The organism is Nonomuraea fastidiosa, from assembly GCF_042751225.1.
GTDB lineage: Bacteria > Actinomycetota > Actinomycetes > Streptosporangiales > Streptosporangiaceae > Nonomuraea > Nonomuraea fastidiosa.
In genome coordinates this window covers 1,489,523-1,509,942 of sequence record NZ_CP170570.1, presented here as the reverse complement: position 1 = coordinate 1,509,942, position 20,420 = coordinate 1,489,523, and the positions used below count along the sequence as shown (strand labels likewise).

The 20,420-nt window shown below is 73.9% G+C and carries 13 protein-coding genes and 1 pseudogene; 7 read left to right on the top strand and 7 right to left on the bottom strand.

Annotation, left to right across the window (positions count from 1 at the left end; genetic code table 11):
• Positions 1-35: 35 nt before the first annotated feature.
• Entirely contained in the window at positions 36-3,182 is a 3,147-nt protein-coding gene (locus tag ACFMQL_RS06770) for a BTAD domain-containing putative transcriptional regulator (RefSeq protein WP_364058686.1), read from the bottom strand.
• 191 nt (positions 3,183-3,373) lie between these two features.
• Here ACFMQL_RS06770 and ACFMQL_RS06765 point away from each other — a divergent pair, with 191 nt between their 5' ends.
• From ACFMQL_RS06765 to ACFMQL_RS06750, 4 genes and pseudogenes are all read left to right on the top strand, one after another.
• The gene (locus ACFMQL_RS06765) at positions 3,374-4,438 is read left to right on the top strand and encodes a HesA/MoeB/ThiF family protein (protein ID WP_378784958.1); all 1,065 of its coding nucleotides are present in this window, start codon (positions 3,374-3,376) and stop codon (positions 4,436-4,438) included.
• A gap of 285 nt (positions 4,439-4,723) precedes the next feature.
• Positions 4,724-5,935 carry a hypothetical protein gene (locus tag ACFMQL_RS06760; RefSeq protein ID WP_364058680.1) on the top strand — a complete coding sequence of 404 codons (1,212 nt, stop codon included), beginning with the start codon at positions 4,724-4,726 and terminating at the stop codon, positions 5,933-5,935.
• Positions 5,936-6,104: 169 nt separating this feature from the next.
• Positions 6,105-6,884: pseudogene (locus ACFMQL_RS06755) on the top strand (hydroxyacid dehydrogenase); the annotation flags it as partial.
• 463 nt (positions 6,885-7,347) lie between these two features.
• A complete protein-coding gene (locus ACFMQL_RS06750; protein ID WP_378784956.1) occupies positions 7,348-9,282 on the top strand; it encodes a protein kinase in 1,935 nt (644 codons plus the stop codon).
• A gap of 56 nt (positions 9,283-9,338) precedes the next feature.
• Here the strand turns inward: ACFMQL_RS06750 and ACFMQL_RS06745 are convergent, their stop codons facing one another.
• The 3 genes from ACFMQL_RS06745 to ACFMQL_RS06735 all read right to left on the bottom strand — a co-directional run bounded on the left by ACFMQL_RS06745 (position 9,339) and on the right by ACFMQL_RS06735 (position 14,807).
• Positions 9,339-13,625 (bottom strand): protein kinase, encoded by a 4,287-nt coding sequence (locus ACFMQL_RS06745; RefSeq protein ID WP_364058671.1) that lies wholly within the window; start codon positions 13,623-13,625, stop codon positions 9,339-9,341.
• A 105-nt stretch (positions 13,626-13,730) separates the two neighbouring features.
• Positions 13,731-14,285 (bottom strand): GNAT family protein, encoded by a 555-nt coding sequence (locus tag ACFMQL_RS06740; protein WP_364058668.1) that lies wholly within the window; start codon positions 14,283-14,285, stop codon positions 13,731-13,733.
• Between the two features lie 12 nt (positions 14,286-14,297).
• Positions 14,298-14,807, bottom strand: a complete 510-nt coding sequence (locus tag ACFMQL_RS06735) for a shikimate kinase (protein ID WP_364058665.1) — start codon at positions 14,805-14,807, stop codon at positions 14,298-14,300.
• Between the two features lie 38 nt (positions 14,808-14,845).
• Here ACFMQL_RS06735 and ACFMQL_RS06730 point away from each other — a divergent pair, with 38 nt between their 5' ends.
• A complete protein-coding gene (locus tag ACFMQL_RS06730) occupies positions 14,846-15,127 on the top strand; it encodes a hypothetical protein (protein WP_364058662.1) in 282 nt (93 codons plus the stop codon).
• 28 nt (positions 15,128-15,155) lie between these two features.
• Positions 15,156-15,539, top strand: coding sequence for a ChaB family protein (locus tag ACFMQL_RS06725; RefSeq protein WP_364058659.1), 384 nt, complete (start codon positions 15,156-15,158; stop codon positions 15,537-15,539).
• A 369-nt stretch (positions 15,540-15,908) separates the two neighbouring features.
• Here ACFMQL_RS06725 and ACFMQL_RS06720 read toward each other — a convergent pair whose 3' ends face one another.
• The 3 genes from ACFMQL_RS06720 to ACFMQL_RS06710 form a co-directional block, all read right to left on the bottom strand.
• Complete coding sequence (locus ACFMQL_RS06720) at positions 15,909-17,735, bottom strand: transketolase (RefSeq protein ID WP_378784952.1); 1,827 nt, start codon at positions 17,733-17,735, stop codon at positions 15,909-15,911.
• 190 nt (positions 17,736-17,925) lie between these two features.
• Positions 17,926-18,942: an SDR family oxidoreductase gene (locus ACFMQL_RS06715; protein ID WP_378784951.1), complete on the bottom strand. Its 1,017-nt coding sequence runs from the start codon at positions 18,940-18,942 to the stop codon at positions 17,926-17,928.
• Positions 18,943-18,949: 7 nt separating this feature from the next.
• Positions 18,950-19,213 (bottom strand): hypothetical protein, encoded by a 264-nt coding sequence (locus tag ACFMQL_RS06710; protein WP_364058650.1) that lies wholly within the window; start codon positions 19,211-19,213, stop codon positions 18,950-18,952.
• A gap of 55 nt (positions 19,214-19,268) precedes the next feature.
• Here ACFMQL_RS06710 and ACFMQL_RS06705 point away from each other — a divergent pair, with 55 nt between their 5' ends.
• The gene (locus ACFMQL_RS06705; RefSeq protein ID WP_364058647.1) at positions 19,269-20,420 is read left to right on the top strand and encodes a DNA topoisomerase IB; all 1,152 of its coding nucleotides are present in this window, start codon (positions 19,269-19,271) and stop codon (positions 20,418-20,420) included.

Genomic DNA, 20,420 nt, shown 5'->3' with positions numbered 1-20,420 from the left:
GGCCGTCTCTCGATTACCACGGGACCCGGAATTTCTCAGTGACCGGTGAGGAGCGCCGCCGTCTCCTGCTGTTCCGGCACGCCGATACCGGTGAACAGGGCGTGGGCCCGCGCCCAGAGGCGGGCCGCCCGGCCGTCGTCACCCGCCCTGCTGCGGGCGTGCCCGAGCGTCGTCAGGGCGCGGGCGTGCTGCAGCGGCTGCCCCGACCTGCGGGCGTGCCGCAGCGCCCGCTCGCACTCACGTACGCACGACTCGGTGTCGCCGGACGCCAGGTGGGCGGCGGCGCGAAGGCGGTGCGCGCGGGGCAGGTCGAGCGGGTTGGCGGTGCGCACCAGCTCCAGCGCGTGGCCCGCGTCCAGCAGGGCGTCGGCGTGCCTGCCCTGGCGCAGCCTGACCTCCGCGCGTTCCAGCAGCACCTGGTCGAGGCCCATGCCGGTGTCCTCGGCGAGCTTGGCCGCCGTGCCGAGATGCGCCAGCGCGGCCTCCACCCGGCCGAGCCCGGTCTCGGCGGCGGCGGTGCCGGCGAGCGAGGCGATCTGGCAGCGCCGGTTCTCGACCTCCTGCGCGAGGCCGAGCGCGCGGGTGAAGGCGTCGATCGCGCGTACGTGGTCGCCGGCGTCGCGGTGCACCCAGCCGTACGTCTCGTACGTGACCGCCTCGGCGTAGAGCAGGCCCGCCCCCTGGGCCACGGCCAGCGCCTCGTCCAGGTGACCGAGCGCGTCGGCGAAGCTGGCCTGCCGCTGCCGGACGAGCGCCAGGTTGACCAGCGTCAGCGTACGCAGGTGCGCGTCCTCGGGCCGGCCCGTGAGCCCGAGGCAGGCCAGCAGCGACTCCTCCGCCTGGTCGAGGCGGGCGAGCATGAGGTGGGCGGAGGCCAGGTTGTTGAGCACCCTGGCCTCGCCGCGTACCAGGCCGAGCGAGCGGTTGATCTCCGCGGCCCGCCGGTAGAGCGGGATGGCCCGGCGCGGCTCGCCGAGCTGCTTGCGCGCCACGCCGAGTGTCTGCAGCACCGCCGCCTCCTGCTGCGGCCAGTCCGCGCGGCGGCACAGCTCCTGCGCCCGCCCGAGGTAGCCGAGCGCGCCCTTGAGGTCGGCGACGAGCAGGCGGGCCCGGCCGATCGAGTGGCACATCGCCGCCTGACCGCGCAGGTCGCCCGCGCGTTCCGCGGCGGCGAGCGCGGTCTCGGCCAGGCGCAGCCACTCCACGCGGCTGCGCCGGTACTGCAGCAGCACGTCGGTCAGCGCCTCGACCAGCAGCCAGGCGTGCGGCGCGCCGGAGGCGATCACCCCGGCCAGGTTGTCCCATTCGACGTCCAGCCAGGCGAGCGCCTCCTCCCGTCCGGCGAAGGCCACGGGTTCGCCGCCGGGCGTCTCGGGCACCTCGAAACCGGCCGCCGTGAGCGCGCCCGCCGCCGTGCGCAGGTAGTGGTCGTACAGGCGCCGGAGAGCGGCCTCCCGGTCGGCGGCGGAGTCCTCGGCGAGACCGCGCTGGGCCGCGTACTCCCACACCAGGTCGTGCGCGGCGAAACGGTCGGGGCCGATCTCCTCGATCAGGTGGATCCGCGCCGCCGAGCCGAGCAGGACCGCCGCCTGCTCCGCGGTGGTGCCGGCCAGTGCGGCGACGGCCGCGGCGGAGATGCCGGCGCCCTGCGCCAGCCCGAGCAGGCGGAACGCGCGCCGCGCCGGCTCGGGCAGCGCCCGGTACGACAGGTCGAGCGCCGCCCGCACCGCCACGCTCTCGTCACCGTCCACCCGCAGCCGCACCAGCCGCCCGCGCTCGGCCAGCTCGCGCACGTAGTCGCCGATCCTGCGGTGCTCGTGGTCGCCGATCCAGGACACCGCGATGGACAGCGCGAGCGGCAGGCTGCCGCAGAGCGCCACCAGCTCGCGCGACGCCTCCGACTCGCGCGACAGCCGCTCTTCGCCGACGCCCGCCGAGATCAGCCGCAGCGCCTCGTCCTGCTCCAGCACGCCGAGCGTGATGCGCTCGACCCCGTCCAGCGCGACCAGGCCGCCCAGCCGGTGCCGGCTGGTGATGAGCACGCGGCAGCCGGGGTCGCCGGGCAGCAGCGGGCGTACCTGGTCGGGCTCGCCGACGTCGTCGAGCACCAGCAGCACGCGGCGGCCCGCGAGCAGCGACCGGTAGAGCGCGACCTGCGCGTCCAGCTCGACCGGGATGTCCCTGGCCGGATGCCCGAGCCCCTGCAGCAGCAGCGGCAGCGCCTCGGCCGGTGTCATGGGCGCCCGCTGGTCGAAGCCCCGCAGGTCGAGGAAGAGCTGCCCGTCGGGGAACCAGCCGGCCCGCCGGTGCGCCCACTGCAGCGCCAGCGCCGTCTTGCCGACCCCGGCGGGACCGGCCACGAGCGTCACCCGGCCGTCGTCCATGCGGCGCAGCTCCTCCTCGCGGCCCACGAAGTGGCCGGTGACCGGGGGAAGCTGGCGGGGGATCGGCGCCGCGGGCTCCTCCTGAGGCTCCGCCGTACGCGCCGGCTCGCCGGGCCCCGTCGGCTCCGCGGTCTCCGCCAGGATGCGCTGGTGCAGGGCCTGCAGCTCCCTGCCAGGCTCGACGCCGAGCTCGCGTACGAGCCGGTCACGGAACCCCCGGTAGACCCGCAACGCCTCCGGCAGGCGCCCGCCCCGGTGCAGCGCCAGCATGATCAGGCCGTGCGGACGTTCCCGCAGCGGCTGCTCGGCCACCAGCCTGGCCAGCCCGGCGATGACCTCCTGATGCCGCCCCAGCTCCAGCTGCGCCTGCGCGCGGCCCTCGATCGCCTCGACCCTGAGCTCGTCCAGCCGGTGCCGCTCCGCCTCGGCGACGGGGCAGCTCAGATCCGGGTACGGGTCGCCGCGCCACAGGTCGAGCGCCCGGTCGTAGGCGGCGACGGCCTCGGCGGGCCCTGTGCCGCCCGCCTGCCTGACGAGGGCGGCGAACTCGTCGGCGTCCACCTCGACCGTGCCCTCGGGGATGAGATAACCGGGGCTGCGGGTCTCGATCGTCTCGCCGATCGCCCGGCGCAGCTCGGCGACCAGCGCGCGCACCCGGGCGGCCGCCGACGGCGGCGGATCCCCGCCCCACAGCCGCTCGGCCAGCCGCTCGACCGAGACCACGCGGCCCGCGTCGAGCAGCAGCGCGGCGAGTAACGCGCGCTGCCTGCCGGTCAGGCGCACCCCCCGGCCGTCCACGACGGCCTCCAGAGGACCTAGGAGGGAGACGCGGACAGCCTGACAACGCACAGTCAGAGACGCTAGTGCAGCGTCAGACAAGGGATCAATCGGACCCCTCGCCGTTCCATGCGGGATCCATGCGGCGTCCATGCACCCGGCTGTCAGAGTCTGACCAGCACTTCCGTGACTGATTGGGCGCTGAAGAACCGATGAGGCCGAGACTGAAGACCCTCGCCCGCGAGCGTGCCGGGGACGAGCTGCGGCTCGTGTACGACCCCCGCGACCGGCTGGTCCTCACCGACCCCGAGGGGACGGTGGAGAAGCTGCTCGACCTTCTCGAGCAGGGCGGCAGGACGGTCGAGGAGCTCGCCGACGAGCTGTCGCTGCCGGTCTCCGACGTCTCCGCCGCCGTCGCGGCGCTCGACGCGGAACGCCTGCTGGAGGACGGGGACAGCCTCGGCCTGCTCGACCCCGGCGATGCCGAACGCCACTTCAGCAACCTCGCCTTCTTCGAGTCGTTCGGCACCCTCCGGCGCAGCCGCGAGGACCTGCTGCGCCGGCTGCGCGAGTCGCACGTGCTGGTGCTCGGCACCGGCGGGCTCAACTCCAACACCATCCCCCACCTCGCCGGGCTCGGCGTCGGCAAGATGACCCTGCTCGACAGGGACACCGTGGACCCGCGCAACTTCGCCCGCCAGTACCTCTACCGATGGGACGACGTCGGCTCGCGCAAGGTGGAGCGCGCCGCCGACTGGGTCCGCGCCTTCGACCCGTCCATCGAGGTCGAGACCGTGGACATGGGCGTGGAGAGCCCCGAGCAGCTCGACGAGCTGGTCGCCCGCACCCGCCCCGACGTCGTGGCCTCGGGCATCGACCGGCCGGCCCAGATCGACCTGTGGGTGAACGCCGCCTGCGTGCGGCACGGGGTGCCGTTCGTACGGGGCGGCATGTGGGTCACCTCCGGCACCGTGTGGTCCGTCGCGCCGGGCGTCAGCGCCTGCCGCGCGTGCGTGCCGCCGAGCGCCGGCTCGGACAGCCCCGACCTCGCCGCGATCCGCCTCTACCGCGACGGGCCCAGGCCCAACCGCGGCATCGGGCCGGTCGCCGGACTGCTCGGCGCGTACGGGGCCTTCGAGGTCCTGCGCTACCTCACCGGCTTCGAGCCGCCGGTCTACGCGGGCCGGCCGCTCATCATCGACTTCGCGGGCGGATGCGCCACCAGCCGCACCGAATGGACCCGCGATCCCGACTGTGAAGTCTGCGGAGGGAGGTGACCCATGAAGATCGAGATCGTGCGCATCGAGAACACCCGGCTGACCGTCGACGCCGACCCGGGTTCGGACTCCTGATGATGCGGGGCCGCGCTTCTCTCCGGTGTGGAGCGCGGCCCCACACACAAGAGGCGATCACGGCACGTGCCCGCGTGCCACGCGGTTTACCCGCGCTCCCGGAGCCACCCCCCGCCCTTCACGACGGCCCTCGCGCTCCGGGAGCGACCCCCGCCTTCCGCCTCGCTTCCGCACTTCGACAGCGATCACACTTCTTGGTGGTGGGAACCGATGACCGCGTCCACGGACGCCGGCCTGCGGGAGCGGGCCGCGCGGCTGACCGTCGCCTTCGACGGCGAGGCCTGGGTGCTGGGCCGGCCGGACCTGGGCGTGTTCGTCGCGGTGCCGGAGCCGGGCGCGGTCTTCGTCACCACCCTGCAGGAGACCGGGTCGGTGGCCGAGGCCACGGCGCGCGCCAGTGAGAAGGCCGGAGAGCCGGTCGACGGCGACGACTTCATCGAAGGGCTCACCGCGGCGGGCCTGCTCGATGCCGCCACCGCCGCGCCCGACGACGACACCTCCGGGCGCGGCCGCCGTATCAGGTGGATCGAGGGCATCAGCCCTCAGGCCGCGGCCCGCCTGTTCGGGCGTACCGGATGGACGGTGTACGCGGCGGCGCTGGTGTTCGTCATCGCCGTCCTCGTGGCCCGCCCTGACCTGCGGCCCTCCTGGCAGGACGCGTGGTTCCTGCCCAGCATGGGCCTGTCCGTCTTCGGCTGGCTGGTGCTCGGGATCGCGTTCGGCGCGCTGCATGAGGCGTGGCACTGGCTCGCCGGGCGCGCGGTCGGCGTGCCCGCCACGTTCCGCGTCAGCTACCGCGGCATGTACATCGTCTATGAGACCGACCTGACCCAGATCGTCGCGGTGCCGCGCAACCGCCGTCACGGCGTCTACCTGGCCGGGATGGCCGTCGAGATCGTGGTCGTGGCCGTCGCGCTCGCCCTGCGGATGATCATCCCGCCCGGCCTGGTGAGCGACCTGCTCGCCGCCGTCATCCTGTTCAGGGTCGTCGCCATCGTGTGGCAGTGGGCCGCGCTGCCGCTGCGCAGCGACTCGTACGCGCTGCTCGCCAACGCCCTGCGCTGCCACAACCTCTACCGGACGACCTGGCTGACCGTGAAGAACCGGCTCTTCCGCCTCACCGAGGCGGAGGCCGCCGAGCTCGCCGCGTCAGGGGCGCGCGACCGCGACATGGCCCGCTGGTTCGCGCTCCTGTACGTGGCGGGCATGGCGGTCATGGTCTGGCTCTTCCTCACCGTCATGCTGCCGCTCATGCTGTCGCTCGCCCAGTGGGGCCTCGACCGGCTCGCCTCCGGGCAGATCGGGTCCGCCGAGTTCTGGGAGGCGCTGCTCGTCACCGCGTACGTGGCGCTGCGAATCGGCCTGCCCCCGCTGCTCGCCTTCCGGGAACGCCGGCTCCGCCGCGCCGGCGCCCTGCTCTGACCGCCTCAGGCTGACCGCCACGACCCTGACCGCCTTGAGCTGACCGCCTGGACCTGATCGGCCGCCTGAGCTGATCCGCGGCCTGATCGGCCTTCCCCGACAACCCGGGCGTATCCCGCAATATCCCCCTCGTTATGATCAAGGCGACCGCAGCACATCGGGGGAGCGAATGACGGATTCCCGGCCGAAGACCCTGCTCGCGATGGGCGCCGACACCGCCGCCCGCCTCATCACCGCTCCCGTGCGCGACCGGCTGCTCGCCGTCGCCGACATCGACCCTGATCTGGTGGCCACCGACTTCGCCGACCCCGCTGTGGCAGAGGCGCTGGCCGAGGCCGAGGTGCTGCTGACGAGCTGGTGGTGCCCGCCCATCACCGCCGAGGTGCTGGCGGCGGCGCCCAGGCTGCGCGCGATCGTGCACGCGGCGGGGTCCGTCAAGCACCACGTCACCGAGGCGTGCTGGGAGCGCGGGCTGCTGGTGTCGTCGGCGGCCGCCGCCAACGCCGAGCCGGTCGCCGAGTACACGCTGGCCGCGATCCTGTTCGCCAATAAGCGGGTGCTCGACAGCGCCAGGCTCTACCGGGAGCGGCCGGGCACGCGGCCCGACCTCGACACGCTGTTCCCCGGGTTCGGCAACTACCGGCGGACGGTGGGCGTGATCGGCGCGTCCAGGATCGGGCGGCGGGTGATCGAGCTGCTGCGGCCGTTCGAGCTGGAGGTGCTGGTCGCGGACCCGTACCTGAAGGAGGACCTCGGCGTCGCGCACGTCGAGCTGGACGAGCTGTTCGAGCGCAGCGACGTGGTCACCGTGCACGCGCCCGACCTGCCGGAGACCCGCCACCTCGTCAGCGCGGCCCGCCTGGCGCGCATGCGCGACGGCGCCACCCTCATCAACACCGCCAGGGGCGCCCTCGTCGACCAGGACGCGCTCATCGCCGAGCTGACCTCAGGCCGCCTGTACGCGGTGATCGACGTCACCGACCCCGACCCGCTGCCCGGCCTCACCCCTGTACGACCTGCCGAACGTCCTGCTCACCCCCCACGTCGCGGGCTCGCTCGGCGGCGAGCTGGCCCGCATCGCCGACCTGGCCGTGGACGAGCTGGCCAGGTACGCGCGCGGGCTGCCGTTCGCCCACGGGGTGACGGCCGGGGACCTCGCGATCAGCGCCTGACGCCGCCCGGAGCGGCGGCGCGCCTTCCGGGCGGGGCGCCTTCCGAGCGGGGGCGCGGCGGTGCGCCTAACGGGCGAGAGCGCGGCGGCGGTTCTCCCTGGCCGGGGCGCGCTGGCGGCGGCGGGTTCCCCTGGCGGGCCTCCCCGCGGGGGCGCGCTGGCGGCGGCGGGTTCCCCTGGCGGGGCTTCCCCGTAGAGGCACGATGGCGGCGGCGGACGCCTCGGCCTTACGCTGCTGCGCATGCAGAGACGGGTGATCGACGGCCGCTTCGAGCTGGTGGAGCGCCTCGGCGGAGGCGGCATGGGCCTGGTGTGGCGGGCCTGGGACGTCGCACTGCACCGCGAGGTCGCGCTCAAGGAAGTGCGCCCGCCCGACCCGTCGATCGACGAGCACGATCCCACGCACGCCCGCGAGCTGCGCGCCCGGGTGCTGCGCGAGGCGCGTGCCCTGGCCCGGCTCAACCATCCGCACGTCGTGACCATCCACCACATCGTGGATCCGGGCGAGCAGGGCTACCCGTGGATCGTCATGGAGCTGGTCACCGGCGGCTCGCTCCAGGAGCGCGTCCAGCGCGGTCCCATGCCCCCGGCGGAGGCGGCGCGGATCGGCCGGGAGGTGCTGTCGGCGTTACGCGCGGCCCACGCCGTCGGCATCCACCACCGTGACGTCAAACCCGCCAACGTGCTGCTGCACGCCGACGGCAGGTCCGTGCTCACCGACTTCGGCATCGCGGCCATGCGGGAGTCCACCAGCCTGACGTCCACGGGGGCGTTCATCGGCTCGCCCGAGTACATGGCGCCGGAGCGCATCAACGGCGTCGAGGGCGAGCCGGCCTCCGACCTGTGGTCGCTCGGCATGATGCTGTACGTCGCCGTCGAGGGCCGCCACCCGCTGCGCAGGAACACGGTGCTGGCCACGCTGGCCGCGGTGCTCAACCATGAGGTGCCGCCGCCGGAGCGGGCCGGGGCGCTGACGCCCGTGCTGACCGCGCTGCTCGTTCGCGACCCGGCCGCCCGTCCCGACGCCGAGACGCTCGACCGCATGCTCGCCGCGGCCCTGGACCCCGACGCCGCACCCCCGCTTCAGCCCGCGTCACCGCCCGAGCCGGGCCTGCGGCAGCCCCTCCCGCCGCCCGACAGCGATCATCCGCAGCCCTTCCCGCCGACCGGCCACGGCCATCCGCAGCCCCTGCCTCCTCCCGAGCCCAGCCAGGCGGCCTGGCCTCACGCCACGGGGCCGGGGCATGCCTTGGGGCCGGGGCACGTTGCAGGGCCGGGGCACGCCACGGGGCCTGGGCAGGTCACAGGGCCAGGGCACGCCACGGGGTCAGGGCACGCCTCGGGGTCAGGGCACGCCTCGGGGTCAGGGCACGCCTCGGGGCCGGGACACGCCTCGGGGCCGGGGCAGGCGCACACCGTGCCGCCTGGCCACGCGCGCCCCCAGCAGCGGCCGTCGCCGGGCGGCGGGCCGGTGCCGCAGGCGGACACGCTGGCCCCGCGAGGCGCCGGGCAGCGCGGCAGGGGAGCGGCCGTGGCGGTCTCGCTCTCGGCCGTCGTGGTGGCCGGTGTGCTGGTGTGGCGGCTGCTGCCCGGCACGAACGAGGAGCCCGTACAGGACCCCACCCCGAGCCACCTGGCCCTCACCGCGCCGCCGTCCTGGACGCCGGCCCCGAGCACGGCCGTCCCCAGCCGTACGGCCACCCCCACTCAGACGCCCACGCCGACGGCTCCGCGGAACATGCTGACCCCCGCCGCCATCCGCGAGATGCTCGCCAAGGCCAAGCCGGTCATCGGCGGCAGCAAGGTCGTCAAGATGTACGTGTACGAGCAGCACGCCTCCATCGAGGTGCCGACCAAGCACGACAAGGGCGTCTACGACACCTACGACTACCGCGACGGCCGGCTCGAAGAGCCCCGCATCGGCGGCGAGGTGAAGACGCCGCTGGTCGACCTCGACACGTTCGACTGGGACCGCCTGCCCGCCCTGCTCAAGCGGGCCGACAAGGACCTCGGCGTGCCCAACCCGACATCGCACCACATCATCGTGGACCCCGACTACGGCTTCACCTCGGTCAAGCAGGTGCTGCTCGTCTACGCCAGCGACGAGTACCACCGCACGGGCTACCTCGTGGCGACTCCGCAGGGCAAGGTCATCAAGCTGGTCCGCAACGAGTAGCAGGCCACGGGGACTGAGGCGGCCGGGCCGCGCGGCCGGGGGAGCGGGCCGTCGGGTCAGCAGATGTCGCGGTAGCCGGCCTCCGGGATCAGGCGGGCCCACTCCTCGCGCGTCAGCGAGCCGCCCGCGCGTTCGCACACCGCCCGCGCCGTCAGCGCCGGATCGACGGGGAACTCGCGTACGGAGCCGTCCAGCGCCACGCCGCGCAGGTGGGTGCCGTCCTGGTTGAACGCGGGACCCGCCGCCCACGACCCGGCCTGGCCGACCTCGCGCAGCGTCGCGGTGTCCCACAGCGACGTACGGCCCGCGCTGACCGCCACCAGCTCGCCGTCCGGCGAGAAGCGCAGCTCGTCCACGGGGCCGCCGCCGGTCGTGATGGTGCCGATGGAGGTCCGCTCGCGGACGTTCCACAGCAGCACCCTGCCGCCTTCCAGCCCGAACGCCAGCCGGTCGCCGTCGGGCGAGAACGCCAGCGCGGTCGTCGCCGCGCCGTCGCCGGCCTCGGCGGCCTGATCGAGCGGGGTCACCTGCCCGGTGCGCAGGTCGAGCAGGCGGGTGCCGGTGGCGAGCGTCCTGCCGTCGGGGCTGAAGGCCAGCGCCAGGTCGCCCACGCCCTCGTACGCCCTGATCCGCCGCCCCGAGTGCACGTCCCACGTCTCCAGGAGACGGCCGCGCGCCGTGGCCAGCGTGCGGCCGTCGGGGGAGAGCGCCACGGCCGGAACGTCGCCGCCCGCCGCGATCGACGTCACCCGGCGGGCGCTCGGCACCTCCCATACCGTCACCGGGTCGCCCGCCACCGCGAGCAGCCGTCCGGTCGCGTCGAACGCCAGGTCGCCCGCGGCGGCGATGCGGCCGAGCGTCCTGTGGTTCTCGGCGTCGGTCAGCTCGATCCCGTTGCCCACCTCCTTGGCCGCGACCCTCCCGTTGCCGGAGAACGCGGCCACCTGCTCCTCGCCGGCCGGCGCCGGCAGGCCGGAGACGTCGAGCGAGACGACCGTGCCGACGCCGCTCAGGTAGTGCAGGGCGCGGCCGTCGGCGGAGAAGGCGAGGCCCCTGCCGGGGTCCTTGAGCGGGTAGGAGCCGGCGAGGCGGCGCTCGGCGACGTTCCACACGCGTACCTCGCCGTCGCCGGGCAGCGCGAGCAGGCGGCCGTCCGGGCTGAACACCAGCGGGCCCGCCGCCGTCGCGGGCGTCACCTCCAGGCCGTCCACGATCTCGACGCCCCAGGTGCCGTCCGCGCCCGTGCCGGGATCGCTGCTCTTGACCCGCTCCTTCTTCGCCTGCATGGCCCGCGCCACGACCCGCGCGGTCTCCGCCCGTACCTGCGCCTGCGCCTTCGCGCTCTCCGCCTGCGTCTTCGCGCCTTGCCGCACGGACGCGGCGTCCCGCGTCACCATGGTGTCCCGCGCGTTCGCGTCCGCGGGCTCAGGCCCCGACGCGGCGCCACGCGCTTCTCCGGCGGTACGTGCGTCCCCGGCGGTGCGAGCTTCCCCGGCGGCAGGCGCTGGTTCGGCAGCGCGCGCCGATGCCACGGCGTCCCGCGTCTCGCCGGGCTCCGCCACCGGCGGGGCGTTCACGGCCTTGGCGAGCGTCACGGTCCGCGCCCGCGCTGCGTCACCCGCGGGCGCGGCGTTGCGCCCACCGGTGTTCTGCCCGGCTCCCGCGTCGGGGCCGGACGGCCTCGCACGGTCGCCCCGCGCCCTCTTGTCCTCGGGTTTCGTGGCAGCGGTCTCGTCGGCAGTGCCCCCAGCGGTGCCCTCAGCGGTGCCCTCAGCGGGGCCCTCAGCAGGGCCCTCAGCGGGGTCCGTGCGCGTCACGTCCGGCGTGGGCGTCGCGGTGGGCCGGGAGGTCCCGGACGCCGGGACCTTGGTCGGCTCGGGCGAGGCGGTGGCCGATGGGGAGCCGCTCGGCGAGGGGGTGGGGAAGGGCCGCCGGGTGGAGGTGGTGGCGTGGCTGCGCGACGGGACGGGCTTCGGTGCGGCGATCCTGTCGCGCGACGCGACCGCCGGCCCGCGCGTCTCGGGCGCAGGGCGGAACGTCTCGCCCTTCCCCGAGGGTGTCTCGCCCTTCCCCGAGGGCACAGGGCGGGCCGTGGCGGGCGTGTCGGGCGCGGCGGGAGGAGCGGCCGTGGCGACCGGGCGCGGCGATGCGGCGTCCGTACGGGCGTCGGGGGCGGCCGGAGACGACGGCTGCGGAAGGGCGAGGAGCCCGGGACCGGGGGAGAACGGCGTGGTCGGCGACGGCAGGACCGGCAGGTCGGGCTCCTGCGTCGCGGTGCGGGCGGTGAGGGCGTCGGAGGCGTCCGTACGCCTGCCGCCCGTGCCCACCAGCGTGACCCCGTCGCGCCCGGCGACCGCGAGCGTGACGCCGTCGGGGCTGAAGGCGAGGGCCGGCGCGGCGGCCCCGGCGAGCGGAGCGACCTTCACCACCCCGGTGCGCACCCGCCTGGGCACCAGCTCCCACAGCTCCACCCGCCCGTCGAGGCCGGACAGCGCCGCGCGGGTGCCGTCGGGCGAGAGCGCCACCTTGCGATCGACCACGTCGAACAGCACGCGCGGCCCCCGGTAGACCCGGGTCCTGTTGCCGCGGCTGATCGTGAAGACCCCGTCGGCCGGCGGGTGGCCGGTCGCCACCTCGATGGGCCCGTCAGGTCCCTCTGCGAACCGCCCGTCGTCGCTCAGCCCGGCGCTCCCTGAAGGCATCGGGTAGGAGGCGACCCGCCGCCCGCCCGGCACGTCGTAGACGGTCACGGACGCGGTGTCCCACCGGACGAGCTCGTCGCCGCGCAGCAGGTAGTTGGCCCGCCCGTCCGCGCGCGGATCGGTGAACACGCCCAGCTCGGGCTGGACCAGCGACGCCTGCAGCGCGGCCCGCGCCTCAAAGACCGGCGACATCCGCCAGGCGGCCACGCTGAGCCGCATCGCGGTGCGGGGATCGGTGGTCCGCATCGCGTCGGCCCGCGCGGCGACGGCCCGCGCGCCGGCCTCGATGAGGCGGTCGCGCAGGTCGTTCTGCCCGTGGACGGTCACCACCGTCATGGTCACCGCGACCGCGACCACGGCGGCGACGGCCGACAGCGCGGGCACGAGCATCTTCCTGCGCTGCCTGGACAGCGCCACGCTGTCGCTGATGAAGTCGCGTTCGAGCTGGCTGAGCCGCACGTGGCGGCGCTTGGCCGCGGCCCAGCCGAGCGCGTCGGCGAGCTCGTCGCCGCGCAGCAGGTGGCTGCGGTCGCGCCGGTGCTCGGACCAGTGTCTGGCGGCCTCGCGGAGGTGGCGGTGCACGGCCATGCCGTCGCGTTCGTCGGCGACCCAGCCGCGCAGCCGGGGCCAGGCGCGGTAGAGGGCGGCGCTCGCGGGGGTGACGCGGTCGTCGCTGATCGCGACGAGCTTGCCGATGGCGGTCTGTGAGGGGGGAACGCGGATGCTGCGGCGTACGAGGAGGCCCGCCGCCATGAGCGGAGCCAGCGCCTCGCCCTCGTCCTGCGGCCGGTCGCCGTCGAGCAGCCGCAGCAGCAGCCCCGGCACCTCTTCCTGCTGGCGCGGCGTGAGCGACAGGTACGCCTGTTCGGCCACCTCGCCCAGCGACGGCGTACGCACGAACGCCTCAGGCGGGCGCAGCTCGGTCTCGCTCTCGATGAGCAGCTCGGACGCGGCGGGCCGGTCGGCCGGATCCTTGGCCAGCGCCCGCTCCACGAGCCCGGCCAGCGGCTCGGGCAGGCAGCTCAGGTCGGGATCGACGGTCAGCAGCCGGTGCATGACGGCCCCCGGGCTGTCGCCGCCGAACGGGTCGCTGCCGGTGGCCGCGAACAGCACCACCGCGCCCCACGCGAACACGTCCGCGGGAGCCCCGGCCTCCTGCCCGGTCAGCACCTCGGGCGCCTGGTACGGGCACGTGCCGCCCGCCTGCGCCCCGGCCGCCAGCCCCAGCTCGATCACCCTGGGCCCGTCGTCGGCCAGCAGCACGCACTCGGGATTGAGCCCGGAATGAGTCAGCCCGGCCGCGTGCAGCGACCGCAGCGCCGTCGCCAGCGCGGCGGCCAGCGCGATCAGCTCGTCGCCGGAGTAGGGGCCGCCGTGCAGCCCGACGGCCTGGCGCAGGTCGGGGCCGTTGACGTATTCGCTGACCACGTACGGGATGCCGCCGTCGGACCCGACGGCCACCACTTGGGCGAGATGGCGGCAGGTCACCTGCTCGTAGCGGTGGCCGACCTCGCACCTGGGCACGGTGACGGCGAAGCGCCGCCCCTCGTCGTCATAGGCGTCGTAGACGACCCCGCGCCCACCCGCGCCAAGCCTGGCAGCCAGCCAATAGCCGCCAAGCTTCTCGGGGTCACCGGGCACCAAGCGCATCGTCACTGATGCTTAGATGCACGACACCGCCCATTGGTTGCCTCGAAGACGCCACAGGTCCCCCGCGCGCCTCGGGGGACCCATGCGTCATGATCATTATGCCAGGGTTCCGGCACGTGCCTGCCACTCCGGGCGGAGTATGGCCATCACGACCACGTCGTGCCATTCGCCCTCCCACAGCAGCGCGTCGCGTTCGACGCCCTCCATGACGAACCCCGCCTTCTCGTAGACGTGCCTGGCCCGCTCGTTGAAGTCGAACACCTCCAGCCGCACCCGGTGCAGCGGCGTCGTGCGGAACGCGTGGCCGAGCACCAGCTCGATGGCCTCGCTGCCGTAACCCTTGCCGAAGGCGCGCGCGCCGATCAGCGCGATGCGCAGGTTGCAGGACAGGTTGTCGGTGTCGAGCTCGTTGAGCACGACCTCGCCCACGAACGCGCCGTCCACCGTGATCGCCAGGTCGAGCCGGTCGGCGTGCCCCGCCCTGGTGGCGTACCAGGTGCGCAGGCTCTCCAGGTCGAAGCGGGCGCGCGAACCGGTGAGCCGGCGCACCTCCGGATCGGACACCAGCTCGAACAGGCCCTCGGCGTGCTCGGGCCCGACCGGGCACAGCGTCACCCGCTCGCCCTTCAGCGTGGGTTTCTCGGCGAACATCCTCGTTGGCTATCAGCCGCGATCATCACCGGGCAAGCCCATTTTGCTCAGCACCGCGTCGCGCACCTGCTCCGGGCTCATCACGCCGACGTCGCACATCAGGTCGGACACCTCGCGGAAATACCCCTCACGGCGGGCCCGCATGGCGGCCGGGTCATAGTCGGGGCGGTGGTCGCTGGTGTGCATGCGCTCGCGCAGCACCTCGTCGTCGGCGTCCACCCACACCACGAACGCCTTGCGCAGCGCCGCCCGCACCTCGGGGCTCTCCAGCGTGCTCGCCGCCGCCGCGATGACCTTGGGCGGTCCGGCCAGCTCGTCCAGCACGTGCTCCGCCTCGTACCGGTGCAGCGTCTCCTTGCCCTCGCGGGCCGCGATCGGCGCGGAGGTCGCCCCGTACTTGGCGAGGAGGTACTGGTCGCTGTCGGACAGGGGGAGCCCCAGCGCCTCGGCGATCAACCGACCGGAGGTCGACTTGCCCGAGCCCATCAGCCCGATCATCACGACGGGTTTGTTTTTCGACATGTGGATAGAGGTTCCTTCTTGTCAAGGAGGTAGATCAGATGACCATCGCCGGAAGCATCATCCTCATCATGCTCGGTGCGATCCTCACCTGGGCCGTCGAGTTCGACCTCGCCGGCCTCGACATCAACGTAGTCGGCGTCGTGCTCATGCTGGGCGGCCTGGTCGGGCTGGGGTTCGGCCTCTACCGCATCAGGGTCGCGCGGCGCGCGGTCGGCCCGATCGACGAGCCGGTCCACCGCCACGAGATCTACGAGGAGCCGCACGCCCGGCGTACCACCGTGTACGAGGACCGCCGCCGCTACGACGAGCCGCCCCTTTAACCGCCGCCCCTTCAGGAGGTGCAGCCCCATGCCAGGTGTTGACGAGCTGCCGTCGACCGTCAAGCGTTCTCCCAAGAAGGCGCAGGACACGTGGATCAAGGCCCACGACTCGGCCGTCAAGGAGTACGGCGAGGGACGCCGCGCGCACATGACCGCGTTCGCCGCGCTCAAGCACTCGTTCGAGAAGGTCGGCGACCACTGGGAGCCGAAGGCGAAGAAGGGCCCGTCCGACAAGGGCGCGACCGACCGCTCCGGCCGTACGGCCGAGGGCGTGGACGCCAACGCGAGCAAGACCCACCTGCAGGGCCTGGCCGCCAAGCTCGGCGTGCGCGGCCGGTCGAAGATGACCAAGCAGGAGCTCGTCACGGCCATCAAAAAGGCCAACAGGAGGGCCACGGCCAAGTCCCGCTGAGCGTCACCCGTACCGGCCTGCGCCGGCGGGCCGTTCCGGGCTTCCCGGCGACCAGCCGGGTGCCCAGGACGACAGGGCCGGCGAGGAGCGGCGGTCGGCCACCGCCGCGCATCGCCGGCCTTTTCGCATGCCCCGCGCCCTCCGTTCACCCGCCCTCCGCTTCCCGAGCCGCGCCCGGTGCTTCCGCGTGGCGGACGCGCGCCGCCCGTGGCCCCGGCAGCAGTCGCCCGCCGGTGGGGCCACGCGCTCCGAGTGACCGTCGCGTGGCGGTCCGGCGGTGATCGGCTTCTACGGTGGGCATCCGAACGGCGCTCGTCCCAACGCGCTTCCGCGTGGCGAGCAGGCGGGGTCAGAGCCGGGCGGCGGGAATCAGAGGAGGCGCTTGACGGCGTCCGCGATGGCGTGGCGGTCGATGCGGGCGTCGGCGAGCTGCTCCCGCGACGTCGCGGATCCGGGCAGATCACGTACGGCCAGCTTGATCACGCGCGGCCCCAGCTCGCTCACCGCGTCCGTCACGGCGTCGCCCAGCCCGCCCTCGATCCTGTGGTCCTCGACCGTGATGAGGTTCCCCGTGGTGGTGGCCGCCTCGGTCAGCGCGGCGGTGTCCACGGGCTTGATGGAGTACAGGTCGATGACGCCCACCGGGATGCCGTCCGCACGCAGGGAGCCGGCCGCCGCCAGCGCCTCGTGCACGGTCACCCCGGCCGCCACGATCGTGGCCCGGTCGCCGGCGGAGTGTCGCAGCACGCGTGAGCCGCCCACGGGGAAGCGCTCGCCCGGCTGGTAGATGACCGGCGTGGGCCCGCGCGTCGTACGCAGGTAGGACACGCCCTCCAGGTCGGCCATCTCCGCCAGCAGCGCCGCCGTCTGGTTGGCGTCGCAGGGGTAGAGCACGGTGCTGCCGTGTACGGCGCGCAGCATGGCGAGGTCTTCCAGGCCCATCTGTGACGGCCCGTCCTGGCCGATCTCCACTCCGGCGTGCGAGCCGACGAGCCTGATCGAGGCTCCGCTCACCCCGGCCATCCTGATGAAGTCGTGCGCCCTGGTCAGGAACGCCGCGAACGTGGCCGCGTACGGCTTCCACCCCCGCACCTGAAGACCGACGGCGGCGGCGACGAGCTGCTGCTCGGCGATGTACATCTCGAAGAACCGCTCGGGGAACTCCTTGGCGAACGCCTCGGCCCTGGTGGAGTCGGCCACCTCGCCGTCCAGCGCCACCACGTCGCCCCTGGCCGCGCCGAGCGCCGCCAGCGCCGCCCCGTACGCGTCCCGGGTCGCCGCCTGCTCGCCCACCGGGTACGCGGGCAGCGCGAGCCCGTCGTCGCCGAACCTGAACGGCGCGGCATCCGTCTCCGGCGGGTGCACGGCGACGCGGACGTCCCGGATCCCGCCCAGCTCCTCCACGGCCTTGTCCGGGTCCTTCAGCGCCTTGCCGTGGGCGCCCTCGCGGTTCTCGGCCTCCAGCACGCCCTCGCCCTTGCGGGTCTTGGCCAGGATCACGGTGGGCCGCCGCCGGGTGTTCGCGGCGTCGGCGAGCGCGAAGTCGATCTGCCCGGGGTCGTGGCCGTCGATCTCGATGGTGTGCCAGCCGAACGCGCCGAACCTGCGGGCGTACGCGCCGATGTCCCAGCCGTGCCGGGTGGGCCCGCGCTGGCCGAGGCGGTTGATGTCCACGATCGCGGTCAGGTTCGCCAGGCCCTCGCTGCCCGCGTGCTCGGCCGCCTCCCAGATGGAGCCCTCCGCCAGCTCGCCGTCGCCGCACAGCACCCACACCCGGTACGGCAGGCGTTCCAGCCGCCCGGCCATCGCCACGCCGACCCCGATGGGCAGGCCCTGGCCGAGCGAGCCGGTGGCGACGTCCACCCAGGGCAGGCGCGGGGTCGGATGCCCTTCGAGCCGGCTGCCCCGCCGACGGAACGTCAGCAGCTCATCGTCATCGATCGCGCCCGCGGCCTTGTAGAGGGCGTAGAGGAGGGGAGAGGCGTGGCCCTTGGAGAAGATCAGGTGGTCGTTGGCGGGGTGGCCGGGCCGGTCGAAGTCGTAGCGCAGGTGGCAGGCGAACAGCACGGCCATGAGGTCGGCGGCCGACATCGACGAGGTGGGGTGGCCGGAGGCGGCCGCGGCGGCGGCCCGTACGGAGTCGACCCGGAGCTGCGCCGCCAGCTCGGCCAGATACTGAAGATCGCGCTCAGGCACGATGTCCTCCTCGTTGACGGGTTCCCGCCCGCCTACCCGGGCAGGAGCGGATAAGTCGGCTCCCGCCCGAGGCGGTCAGGGGCGGTCGGAGGCGGCCGGCCTGGCGTAGTCCGTCGGCGGTCGGAGGTGGCCTACCCGGTGCAGTCCGTCGGCGGTCGGAGGTGACCGGCCCGGTGCAGTCCGTCGGCGGTCAGAGGTGGCCGGCCTGGCGCAGCATGGCGGCGGTCGCCGCGGCGGCGCCGCCCATCGCCAGCGTGAGGAGGACGGGCGCGCGGTGCTGGGAGAGCCAGAGCTGGGGACTGCGCCCGTGTGAGCGGCGGTCGAACGTGCCGTGCGCACCGTAGTCGGTGTCCTCGTCGGCGGGCTCCCACAGGTTGGACACTCCGCTCGGCGCCTGCTCGCTGGTCTGCTGCGATTCGATGCCGGTCCGCGCGAGGTAGCGGTCGATCAGGGCGGGGGCGAGCCGCTGCGCGATGAGGGTGGCGACCGTGCTGGTGCCGACCCAGTACTCCTTGCGCTCGGGGTGCTCGGCCGCGTACACGAGGGCGCGCGCGGCCACCTCCGGCTGGTAGATCGGGGGTACGGGCTGGGGGTGCCGGCGCAGCTTGGACAGCACCCACTCGAACTGCGGGGTGTTGAGCGCGGGAAGCTGCACCAGGGTGATCTTGACGTTGCTCTGCTCGGCGAGCAGCTCCGTGCGCACCGACTCGGTGAAGCCCTTGACCGCGTGCTTCGCGCCGCAGTACGCCGACTGCAGGGGGATCGCCCGGTACGCCAGCGCTGCGCCGGCCTGGACGATCGCGCCCGCGTTGCGCGGGCGCATGAGGTCGAGCGCCACCTTGGTGCCCCAGACGTATCCGAGGTATGTCACGGCGGTGGCGCGTTCGAACTCCTCGGGGGAGATGTCAGTGAATTTCGCGAATACGGAGGAGAAGGCGGCGTTGATCCAGACGGAGATGGGGCCCAGCTCCTTCTCGATCCGCTCGGCCGCCTGCCGCACCTGCTCGTAATCCGATACGTCGGCCTCGTAGACCTGGCCCGTGCCGCCGCCGGTGCCGACGTCCACGGCCGCCGCGCCCAGCCCGGCGGTGCCGCGGGCGATCAGGGCCACCTTGGCACCCTGCGTGCCCAGCTCGCGGGCGACCGCCCGCCCCACCCCGCCGCTCGCGCCCGTCACCACGACCACCCGCCCGCGCAGTGGTGCCATGCCGGGATCAGCCCGCCTCTCCGTCTTGTCCGGAGCGCTGTTTCTGCCGTCGTACGGCCATGAGCAGGTCGGTCACCGCGACGATCGCCGCGATGACCGCGATGACGGCCAGGACCCACGCCCGGGTCATGATTCCCAGCACCGTGAACGCGAACAGGAACACCAGCATGAAGGAGACGACTCTGATGTGCACCACGTCGCGGGGGGTGGCGGGCACCATGGCGTGACCTCTGCTGTCTCGTTCCTCGTGCCACTCACCTTTGTCAGACATAGGGCTTCCCCTGCCCGTGCCGTTTGCCGCCTAACGTCGGGGGTAGCCGCTTCGAGTGCCCGAGACGAAACCCCGTACAGAACCACCCGATGCCGAAGCCCTGGCAGCGGCCTTCGCGACCGCGCCACACAACGGGCCACACGGCAACGGGCCACACATCAACGGGCCAGACGGCAACGGGCCGGACGTCAACGGGCCGGACATCGAGCTGCATCCGAGCGACCAGAGCGAGCCGGGCATCACCCGGCGACGGCGCGGGCGCGGGTTCAGCTACCACGACTGCGACGGGCGGCCGGTGCGCGACCCGGAGGTGCTCGCCCGCATCAGGGCGCTCGCCATCCCACCGGCCTGGCGCGACGTGTGGATCTGCGCTTCACCCCATGGGCACCTGCAGGCCGTGGGCACCGACGCGGCGGGACGGCGGCAGTACCGCTACCACGACGTGTGGCGCGAGCAGCAGGACCGGGCCAAGTTCGACCGGGTGCTCGAGGTGGCCGAGCGGCTGCCGGCGTTCAGGAAGATCGTGGACGAGCAGCTCCAGGGACGCGGGCTGACCAGGGAACGGGTGCTGGCCACCGCCGCCCGGCTGCTCGACATCGGCTTCTTCCGCATCGGCGGGGAGAGCTACGACACCTACGGCCTGGCCACGCTCAGGATGGAGCACATCACCTGCTCGCGCGGCATCGTCACCTGCGCCTACCAGGCCAAGGGCGACATCCTGCGCGAGGTGGACGTCGCCGACCCCGGGGCGTGCAAGGTGCTGCGCGCGCTGAAGGCGCTGCGGGTGGACGGCGAGCTGCTGCGCTACCGGCGCGCCGACGGCTGGGGCGACATCAAGAGCGAGGACATCAACGAGTACCTGCGCGAGACCATCGGCCACGAGGTCACGGCCAAGGACTTCCGCACCTGGCACGCCACCGTGCTGGCGGCCGTGGGGCTGGCGGTGTCCGGGCCGGCCGGGCGCGAGAGCGTCACCCGCAAGAAGCAGGCCATCACCCGGGTGATGCGCGAGGTGTCGGAGTACCTGGGCAACACGCCGACCGTGGCCAGGGCGTCGTACGTGGACCCGAGAGTGATCGAGGCGTACGACCAGGAGCGGACGATCGCCGCGGTGCTCACCGAGCTGGGAGCGGACACCGACTTCGGCCAGCTCGCCACGGCGGGCCCGGTGGAACGGGCGGTTATCGACCTGATTCGTGCTGCTTGA

What these genes read in the sequence shown, in the direction of transcription:
- ACFMQL_RS06765 (WP_378784958.1), top strand. Translation starts at nt 3,374, where the DNA reads ATGAGGCCGAGACTGAAGACCCTCGCCCGCGAGCGTGCCGGGGACGAG.
- ACFMQL_RS06760 (WP_364058680.1), top strand. Translation starts at nt 4,724, where the DNA reads ATGACCGCGTCCACGGACGCCGGCCTGCGGGAGCGGGCCGCGCGGCTG.
- ACFMQL_RS06750 (WP_378784956.1), top strand. Translation starts at nt 7,348, where the DNA reads ATGCAGAGACGGGTGATCGACGGCCGCTTCGAGCTGGTGGAGCGCCTC.
- ACFMQL_RS06740 (WP_364058668.1), bottom strand. Translation starts at nt 14,285, where the DNA reads ATGTTCGCCGAGAAACCCACGCTGAAGGGCGAGCGGGTGACGCTGTGC.
- ACFMQL_RS06735 (WP_364058665.1), bottom strand. Translation starts at nt 14,807, where the DNA reads ATGTCGAAAAACAAACCCGTCGTGATGATCGGGCTGATGGGCTCGGGC.
- ACFMQL_RS06730 (WP_364058662.1), top strand. Translation starts at nt 14,846, where the DNA reads ATGACCATCGCCGGAAGCATCATCCTCATCATGCTCGGTGCGATCCTC.
- ACFMQL_RS06725 (WP_364058659.1), top strand. Translation starts at nt 15,156, where the DNA reads ATGCCAGGTGTTGACGAGCTGCCGTCGACCGTCAAGCGTTCTCCCAAG.
- ACFMQL_RS06715 (WP_378784951.1), bottom strand. Translation starts at nt 18,942, where the DNA reads ATGGCACCACTGCGCGGGCGGGTGGTCGTGGTGACGGGCGCGAGCGGC.
- ACFMQL_RS06710 (WP_364058650.1), bottom strand. Translation starts at nt 19,213, where the DNA reads ATGTCTGACAAAGGTGAGTGGCACGAGGAACGAGACAGCAGAGGTCAC.